Source organism: Meiothermus sp. (genome assembly GCF_025056915.1).
GTDB lineage: Bacteria > Deinococcota > Deinococci > Deinococcales > Thermaceae > Meiothermus.
The window spans coordinates 1-6,931 of record NZ_JANWVH010000113.1; the positions used below are offsets into that span (position 1 = coordinate 1).

The 6,931-nt window shown below is 64.0% G+C and carries 7 protein-coding genes and 1 pseudogene; 6 read left to right on the forward strand and 2 right to left on the reverse strand.

Features of this window, described 5'->3' with window-relative positions; translation table 11 throughout:
- The first annotated feature begins 166 nt into the window (after positions 1–166).
- Complete coding sequence (locus NZN28_RS13440) at positions 167–1,087, forward strand: carbohydrate kinase (protein WP_295398977.1); 921 nt, start codon at positions 167–169, stop codon at positions 1,085–1,087.
- A 16-nt stretch (positions 1,088–1,103) separates the two neighbouring features.
- Here the strand turns inward: NZN28_RS13440 and NZN28_RS13445 are convergent, their stop codons facing one another.
- Both NZN28_RS13445 and NZN28_RS13450 read right to left on the reverse strand, forming a co-directional pair.
- Positions 1,104–1,508 carry a cupin domain-containing protein gene (locus NZN28_RS13445; RefSeq protein ID WP_295398979.1) on the reverse strand — a complete coding sequence of 135 codons (405 nt, stop codon included), beginning with the start codon at positions 1,506–1,508 and terminating at the stop codon, positions 1,104–1,106.
- Between the two features lie 123 nt (positions 1,509–1,631).
- Positions 1,632–2,679, reverse strand: a pseudogene (locus NZN28_RS13450) (NADH:flavin oxidoreductase/NADH oxidase).
- 214 nt (positions 2,680–2,893) lie between these two features.
- On the opposite strand from NZN28_RS13450, the gene NZN28_RS13455 reads away from it, so the two are divergent.
- From NZN28_RS13455 to NZN28_RS13475, 5 genes are all read left to right on the forward strand, one after another.
- A complete protein-coding gene (locus NZN28_RS13455) occupies positions 2,894–4,039 on the forward strand; it encodes an acyl-CoA dehydrogenase family protein (RefSeq protein ID WP_295398981.1) in 1,146 nt (381 codons plus the stop codon).
- A gap of 43 nt (positions 4,040–4,082) precedes the next feature.
- Positions 4,083–4,502, forward strand: a complete 420-nt coding sequence (locus NZN28_RS13460; protein ID WP_295398983.1) for a four helix bundle protein — start codon at positions 4,083–4,085, stop codon at positions 4,500–4,502.
- A 44-nt stretch (positions 4,503–4,546) separates the two neighbouring features.
- Complete coding sequence (locus tag NZN28_RS13465) at positions 4,547–5,293, forward strand: electron transfer flavoprotein subunit beta/FixA family protein (protein ID WP_295398986.1); 747 nt, start codon at positions 4,547–4,549, stop codon at positions 5,291–5,293.
- A 71-nt stretch (positions 5,294–5,364) separates the two neighbouring features.
- Positions 5,365–6,303, forward strand: coding sequence for an electron transfer flavoprotein subunit alpha/FixB family protein (locus NZN28_RS13470; protein WP_295398988.1), 939 nt, complete (start codon positions 5,365–5,367; stop codon positions 6,301–6,303).
- Between the two features lie 56 nt (positions 6,304–6,359).
- Positions 6,360–6,608 carry a hypothetical protein gene (locus NZN28_RS13475; protein ID WP_295398991.1) on the forward strand — a complete coding sequence of 83 codons (249 nt, stop codon included), beginning with the start codon at positions 6,360–6,362 and terminating at the stop codon, positions 6,606–6,608.
- Positions 6,609–6,931: the final 323 nt, after the last annotated feature.

Consider the following 6,931-nt stretch of genomic DNA (forward strand, 5'->3'; position numbering starts at 1 on the left):
ACAAGCGTGCCTCACAGAGGTGAGGCACGTCTCTTTGTCCCTTCTCGTTTTCGTGGGCGGCCACGTCTGGAAAGGGCGCGATATGGTGGAAACCTGGCCGATGCGGGTACACTTCGCTAAAGTAAACTGCGGCTTTAGGCAGACCCTTGCCATGCCAGGAGGAAACATGCTGATTGTCGCCGGAGAAGCCCTGATAGACATGACCCCCACTGCCTGCAACGGCGGTACTGCATACGTCCCTCATCCCGGCGGTTCCCCCTACAACGTAGCCATGGGGGCAGGCCGTCTGGGCACCCCCACCGCCTTTTTGGGGCGAATTTCACAGGATGCCTTCGGGCAGCTACTCAGGCGCCACCTGGCCGAAAGCAGGGTCAGCCTGGCCTATGTCCAAGAAGGCCCGGAACTGACCACCCTGGCCCTGGTCACCCCTTCCGAGTCGGGTGAGTTTTTTTCGTTCTACTGTGAAAATACCGCCGACCGCCTGCTTTACCCCGAAGACCTGCCGGCCACCCTGCCCCCCCAGGCGGCCCTGCACTTTGGCTCGTACTCGCTGGTGCTGGAGCCGGGGGCCTCGAGCCTCGAGCTCCTGATGCGGCGCGAGGCCCGGCGACGGCTGATCTCCCTCGACCCCAACGTGCGGCCCTTCTTGATTCCAAACCGCGAGGCCTATCTCGAGCGGCTTGCGGGCTGGCTCGAGCAGGCCGACCTGGTCAAGGTCAGCCAGGCCGACCTCGAGTGGCTCTACCCTGGCGAGGGCCTCGAGGCCATTGCCCAGGAGTGGCAGAAGCAAGGCCCGGCGCTGGTCATCGTGACTCGAGGGGGCCAGGGGGCCTTTGCCGTTAGGGGTCAGGAAACCATTCAAGTCCAGGCGCCGCAGGTACAGGTGGTGGACACGGTGGGCGCTGGCGATGCCTTTATGTCCGGCACCCTGAGCTGGCTTTGGCAAAGTGGGGTCTGGGCCCGGGCTGCGCTGGAAGCGCTGAACCGCGAGCAGCTAACCGCTCTGCTGAACTTTGCCGCCAGAGTGGCGGCCATAACCTGCACCCGGGCCGGCGCCAACCCTCCCTGGCGCGAAGAGCTGGCCTGAAAGCCCTGGCTCTCGGTCAAAGACAGTACTCAGCTTCGGAGACCTGTTCCAGCCAGTCGGTGCTCACGCCGTCCACCGCTGCTTGCATGGCCAGGTGAATCATGGCATGGGTGGGGCTGGCCCCGTGCCAGTGCTTCTCGCCCGGGGCAAAGTAGATGGTGTCGCCCGCTTTCATCTCGCGCACCGGCTCACCCCAGCGCTGAAACCAGCCAATCCCGGCCTCCACGTGCAAAACCTGCCCCCTGGGGTGGGTGTGCCAGGCCGTGCGTGCCCCCGGCGCAAACATCACCCGCAGCAGGTGCAGGTGCATGGGCGCTGGTGTGACCACCAGCTCGCTCAAATAGACCGTTCCGGTGAACCATTCGGGCTTGCCCAGCCGGGTCGGGGCCTGGGGCACAAAGGTTTTCCAGGGGTTTTCCATAGCTCAATTTACCGCTCAGGGCTGAAAGCCAAAAGCCAGCCGCTCCCGGCGCACCTTTGTCCGCGACGTGAGACCTGAGGCCCGCGACAGGCCTCTGTAGTAGGTTCGTTCCGGGAAAAGCTCTCAGAAAGCCCGCTCGTACTGCACGGGCCAGGCCCGGGCGCCCAGGGCCTGGGCGGCGCGGTAGGGCCAGTAGGGGTCGCGCAGCAGAACCCGGCCCAGAAGAATCAGGTCGGCCTGGTTGGCCTGAAGAACGGCCTCGGCCTGTAAGGGCTCGGTCAGGAGGCCCACCGCGCCTGTGGATAAACCTGTGGACAAGCGCACCTGGGCCGCGAAGGGCACCTGATACCCCGGCCCCAGCGGAATTTTCACGCCTGGAATGGCCCCGCCCGAAGAACAGTCCAGCAAGTCCACCCCGCGTTTTTGCAGCTCTGCTGCGAACGCCACCGTGTCGGTGATGTCCCAGCCCCCCTCTACCCAGTCGCTGGCCGAGACCCGCACCCAAAGCGGCAGGTCCTCAGGCCAGACCTCCCGCACCGCCTCCACCACCTCGAGCCCAAAGCGCATCCGGTTCTCCCGGCTGCCCCCATAACGGTCGCTGCGCCGGTTGGTGAGGGGCGACAGGAACGAGTGCAGCAGGTAGCCATGGGCCATGTGCAGTTCAATCAGCTCAAACCCCGCCGAAAGGGCCCGCCGGGCTGCCTGCTGAAAAGCCTGGCGCACCTCGTCCAGGCCCGCTGCGTCGAGTTCCTCCGGCACCGGCCAGCCCTCGTGAAAGGCCAGGGGGCTGGGGGCCACCGGTGTCCAGCGATGCAGGGGCTTTCCGCCCTGCCAGGGGCTGGCCGTACCGGCCTTGCGCCCCGCGTGGGCAAGCTGGATGCCCGGCACGGCTCCCGCCTCCCGGATGCGCTGGGCCAGTGCCTGCAACCCCGCTACGTGCGCGTCCGACCAGATGCCCAGGTCCTCCGGGCTGATCACCCCCCCGGGCCTCCACCGCCGTGGCCTCGACCACAATAAGCCCTACGCCCCCAACGGCCCGCGTGGGGTAGTGCAGCAGGTGCCACTCGGTCACGTGCCCTTCCTGGCCTGAGTACTGGCACATGGGCGACATGACAATGCGGTTCTTGAGGGTGACCGAACGCAGCTTCAGGGGGCTAAAGAGCAGGCTCATAGCGCGGATTCTACGCGCTGTGGCCGATGGGTTTGTGGATTTTCATACATAACGTTTTTTCCTCACCAGGCCCGTGATACGATAGACGAGCCGGGAAGAAAAAAGTTATACTAAGTACAAGAAGTTTTGTAAGGAGGTGAACCAAAGCCGAACGCTAAAAGCCAGTGAGGAAACCGCTTTTTGGCCCGGGGCCTTTAGCCTTCTGCTGTCCGCCATGCCGATTGACTTCAGCCTGACCGACGAACAAAAGGAGCTGCAAAAGCTAGCCCGCCGTTTCGCCCGGGAGCAGATTGCCCCCATCGCCGCCGAGTACGACGCCAAGGAAGAAGTGCCCTGGGGGGTGGTGGAAAAGCTCCACGAGGTGGGCCTGCTGAATGCCATCATCCCCGAGGAATACGGAGGCCTGGGGCTGGGGATGCTCGAGGAGGTGATCATCGGCGAGGAGCTGGCCTGGGGCTGCATGGGCATCTACACCATCCCCATGGCCTCCGACCTGGGCATCACCCCCATCCTGCTGGCCGGCACCCACGAGCAAAAGCAGCGCTTCTTCAAAAAACTCACCGAGAAACCCGCGCTGGCCGCCTTTGCCCTCTCCGAGCCGGGCAACGGCTCCGATGCCGCCGCGCTGCGGACGCGGGCCGTGCGCGAGGGCGACCACTACGTGCTGAACGGCACCAAAACCTGGATTTCCAACGGCGGCGAGGCCGAGACGGTGGTGGTCTTTGCCACCATCGCCCCCGAGCTGCGCCACAAAGGGGTGATTGCCCTGGTGGTGGAGAAGGGCACCCCCGGCTTTAGCGCCCACAAGCTGCACGGCAAGATGGGCCAGCGGGCCAGTGGCACCTATGAGCTGGTCTTTGAAGACTGCCGGGTGCCCGCCGAGAACCTGCTGGGCCGGGAGGGCGACGGCTTCAAGATTGCCATGCACACCCTGGACAAAACCCGCATTCCGGTGGCGGCGGGCAGCGTGGGGGTGGCCCGGCGGGCTTTGGAAGAAGCCACCAAGTACGCCAAGGAGCGCGAGGCCTTTGGCAAGCCCATCGCCGACTTTCAGGCCATCCAGTTCAAGCTGGCCGAGATGCTGATGGGCATCGAAACCGCCCGCGCCTACACCTACTACGCAGCCTGGCTAACCGACCAGGGGCAGCCCCAGGCCCACGCCGCCGCAATTGCCAAAGCCTACGCCTCGGAGATGGCCTTCGAGGCGGCCAACCAGGCCATCCAGATTCACGGCGGCTTTGGCTACATGCACGAGTACCCGGTGGAAAAGCTTCTGCGCGACGTGAAGCTAAACCAGATTTACGAGGGCACCAACGAGATTCAACGGCTGATCATCGCGCGGCATGTGTTGAGTCAATAGTCTATGGTCGATGGTCTATAGACCATAGTCAAGAAACTTTCCTATGGGAAATATACAGCGTAATGCTCGGCAACTCAGCGGTAATGGATTTTTTGGATTTGAGCAGCTTGAGGTTTACCATCGAAGCGTGGCCTTATCGGTGCGGGTCTTCCAGCTTAGCGAAGCTTCTCACGAAAAGGAGCGCTTCGGTCTCATAAGCCAACTGAGAAGAGCGGCCAACTCGATTGCGCTCAACATTGCTGAGGGGAAAGGGCGCAAAAGAGACGAGGGCTTCTGCCGCTTCCTGTACCAGGCTCGAGGCTCCTTGCTCGAAACGGTTTGTTCGCTGCACCTTGCCGTTGAGCTCGGCTTTTTGCAACAGACCGCAGTTCAACCCCTCTACGATCAAGCCAGCACGCTAAATGGTAAGCTCAACGCGCTGCTTAAAAGCCTAGACCCCGACTTTAGTCGGGCCCTGACCTAGACCATCGACCATAGACTATAGACCCTTTACCCATGGAGGCAATCATGAAATTCATAGCAGTCATCCGACAGGTACCCGACGGCGAGTCCCGGCTCAAGATTGAGGGGGGCAAGGTTGACCTTAGCGGGGTCACGATGATCCTCGACCAGATGGACGAGTGGGCGGTGGAGGAGGTCATAAGGCTTCAGGAAAAGCACGGCGGCGAGAGCGTGGTGGTGGCCCTGGGCCCCGAGCGCTTCGAGGAGGCCATCCGCACCGCGCTGGCCATGGGCATAGACCGGGCCATTCACCTGGTGGCCGAGGGCTACACCGACCCCATCACCCAGGCCGAGCTTCTGGCCGAGACCCTGCGGGCTGAGGCCCCCACCCTGGTTTTTACCGGTGGGCAGCAGGCCGACTGGGACTCCCAGGCCCTGGGTGCGGCCATCGCCGAGGCGCTGGGCTGGCCGGTGGTGAGCTGGACCACCCAGATTGAGCTGGAAGGCGAAACCCACGCCAAAGCCAGGCACGACCTCGACGAGGGCGCCGAGGTGGTGCGGGTGGCCCTGCCGGCGGTCTTTACCAGCCAGCAGGGCCTCAACGAACCCCGCTACCCCACCCTGCCGGGCATCATGAAGGCCAAGCGCAAGGAGCTCAAGAAGGTGCCCGTCAGCGCCAGCAGCAAGGTGACCGTGCTCGAGCAGACCATCCAGGAGCGCACCCGCCTGAACAAGCTCATTGATGGTAAAGACCCCGTGGCCGCCGCGCACGAGCTGGTCAAGCTGCTCCACGAGGAAGCCAAGGTGATCTAGCCCATAGCTCATGGTCGTGATTTGTTCGCCCTCTACCATGAGCCTGTGACCCGCATAACTGGAGGTTCTTTGTGATTCTTGTAATTCTCGAGCACGACGGACAGCGCCTGCGCAAAGCCGCCCTGGAAGCCATCAGCCGGGCCCGGCAGCTCAGCAGCCTGGGGCCCATTGCGGGTGTGGTCATCGGTGAAAACACCCAGGCCGTGGCCCAGGAGGCGGCCCGGTACCTGCCTGCTGTTTACGCCGCCGAGGTGGGGCCTTACACGCCCGAGAAGTGGGCCGAGGCCGCCCATGCAGCGGTACAAAAAAGCGGCGCGCGGGTGGTGGTTGCCAGCGGGGGCCGCCAGGCCCGTACCTGGACGGCCCGCCTGGCCTACAAGATGAAAGCCGGGCTATTGGAAGACACCCTGCAAACCAGCACCGACGGGCAGCACATCATCGGCACCCGCTATAGCTTTTTGAACCGCGTCACCGAGCGCCAGCAGGCCCCCCTGCCGGTGGTCTTCACCGCCAAACCCAACACCACCCCCCTGGCCGAGCCGGAGGGCAGCGGTGCGGTGGAGGCCCTCGAGGTCAGCCTTCCGGGTGGGGTGGAGGTGCTCGAGCGCCTGAGCGAACAGAAGAAAGGGGTCTCGCTGACCGAGGCCACCGTGGTGGTCACGGGCGGGCGCGGCCTGGGCAGCCCCGAGGCTTTCGCGGGGGTGGAGGAGCTGGCCGGTGCGCTGGGCGCGGCGGTGGGGGCGACCCGCGCGGTGGTGGACGCAGGCTGGCGGCCCTACGGCGAGCAGGTGGGCCAGACCGGCAAGACCGTGCAGCCCAACGTCTACATCGCCCTGGCGGTTTCGGGCGCGGTGCAGCACCAGGCTGGCATGAACAAGAGCAAGTACATCGTGGCGGTCAACAAGGACGCCGAGGCTCCCATCTTCAAAATTGCCGACTACGGCATTGTGGGCGACGTGCACCAGGTTTTGCCCGCGCTGATTGAGGCCGCCAAGAAGCTCAAGGACTAAAACCCCGGCCCAGGGGCCTGCACCCGGCCTGGGTGGAAACGTAGAATGGCCTGGCTATGGATTTTCTGCTTGCTGCGCTGCTTCTGGGCCTGGTGGCCTATTTCCTCTTCCGGGTGCTGCGGGGGGTCTGGCCTGCCCGCTTTCGCCCCCTGGGGATGCGCCAGGTGCCCCGCAGGGTCACCGAGAGATGCGCGGTGTGCAAAGAGGCGCTCAACCCGGCTGAAGTGGCCGCTCTGCGCCAGGGAAGGCGCAAATGCCCCGAAATGGCCCGCTGCCCTTACCAGCGCAGCCGCTGGCTGAACTAGCCGCCAGCCTCGAGGCGAACCGGGCCCGCCGTTGATTGCGCGGGACACAAGGGCCCCCAAGATTTAGACCAACTTTGCTTGAACAGTTTGGAACAGGAAGTGGAAAACGGGGGACGGGTGCTGAAGACCCGCCCCCCTGCCCCCACTACCTTCTCCCAAAGAGTTGCTTGTATGCCTTGGAGCGCTCTTCAAAAAAAAAGAGCCATACGGTGGCAGGAGTCCTTTGCCCTCGACAGAACCGTGGCCGCCTGGAAACTCGAAAACATGCGTCTCGGCACAGACGCAACGCAGACCAGCGTGCCTCACCTCGGTGAGGCACGTCT

What these genes read in the sequence shown, in the direction of transcription:
- NZN28_RS13465 (WP_295398986.1), top strand. Translation starts at nt 4,547, where the DNA reads ATGAAATTCATAGCAGTCATCCGACAGGTACCCGACGGCGAGTCCCGG.
- NZN28_RS13445 (WP_295398979.1), bottom strand. Translation starts at nt 1,508, where the DNA reads ATGGAAAACCCCTGGAAAACCTTTGTGCCCCAGGCCCCGACCCGGCTG.
- NZN28_RS13460 (WP_295398983.1), top strand. Translation starts at nt 4,083, where the DNA reads ATGGGAAATATACAGCGTAATGCTCGGCAACTCAGCGGTAATGGATTT.
- NZN28_RS13440 (WP_295398977.1), top strand. Translation starts at nt 167, where the DNA reads ATGCTGATTGTCGCCGGAGAAGCCCTGATAGACATGACCCCCACTGCC.
- NZN28_RS13475 (WP_295398991.1), top strand. Translation starts at nt 6,360, where the DNA reads ATGGATTTTCTGCTTGCTGCGCTGCTTCTGGGCCTGGTGGCCTATTTC.
- NZN28_RS13455 (WP_295398981.1), top strand. Translation starts at nt 2,894, where the DNA reads ATGCCGATTGACTTCAGCCTGACCGACGAACAAAAGGAGCTGCAAAAG.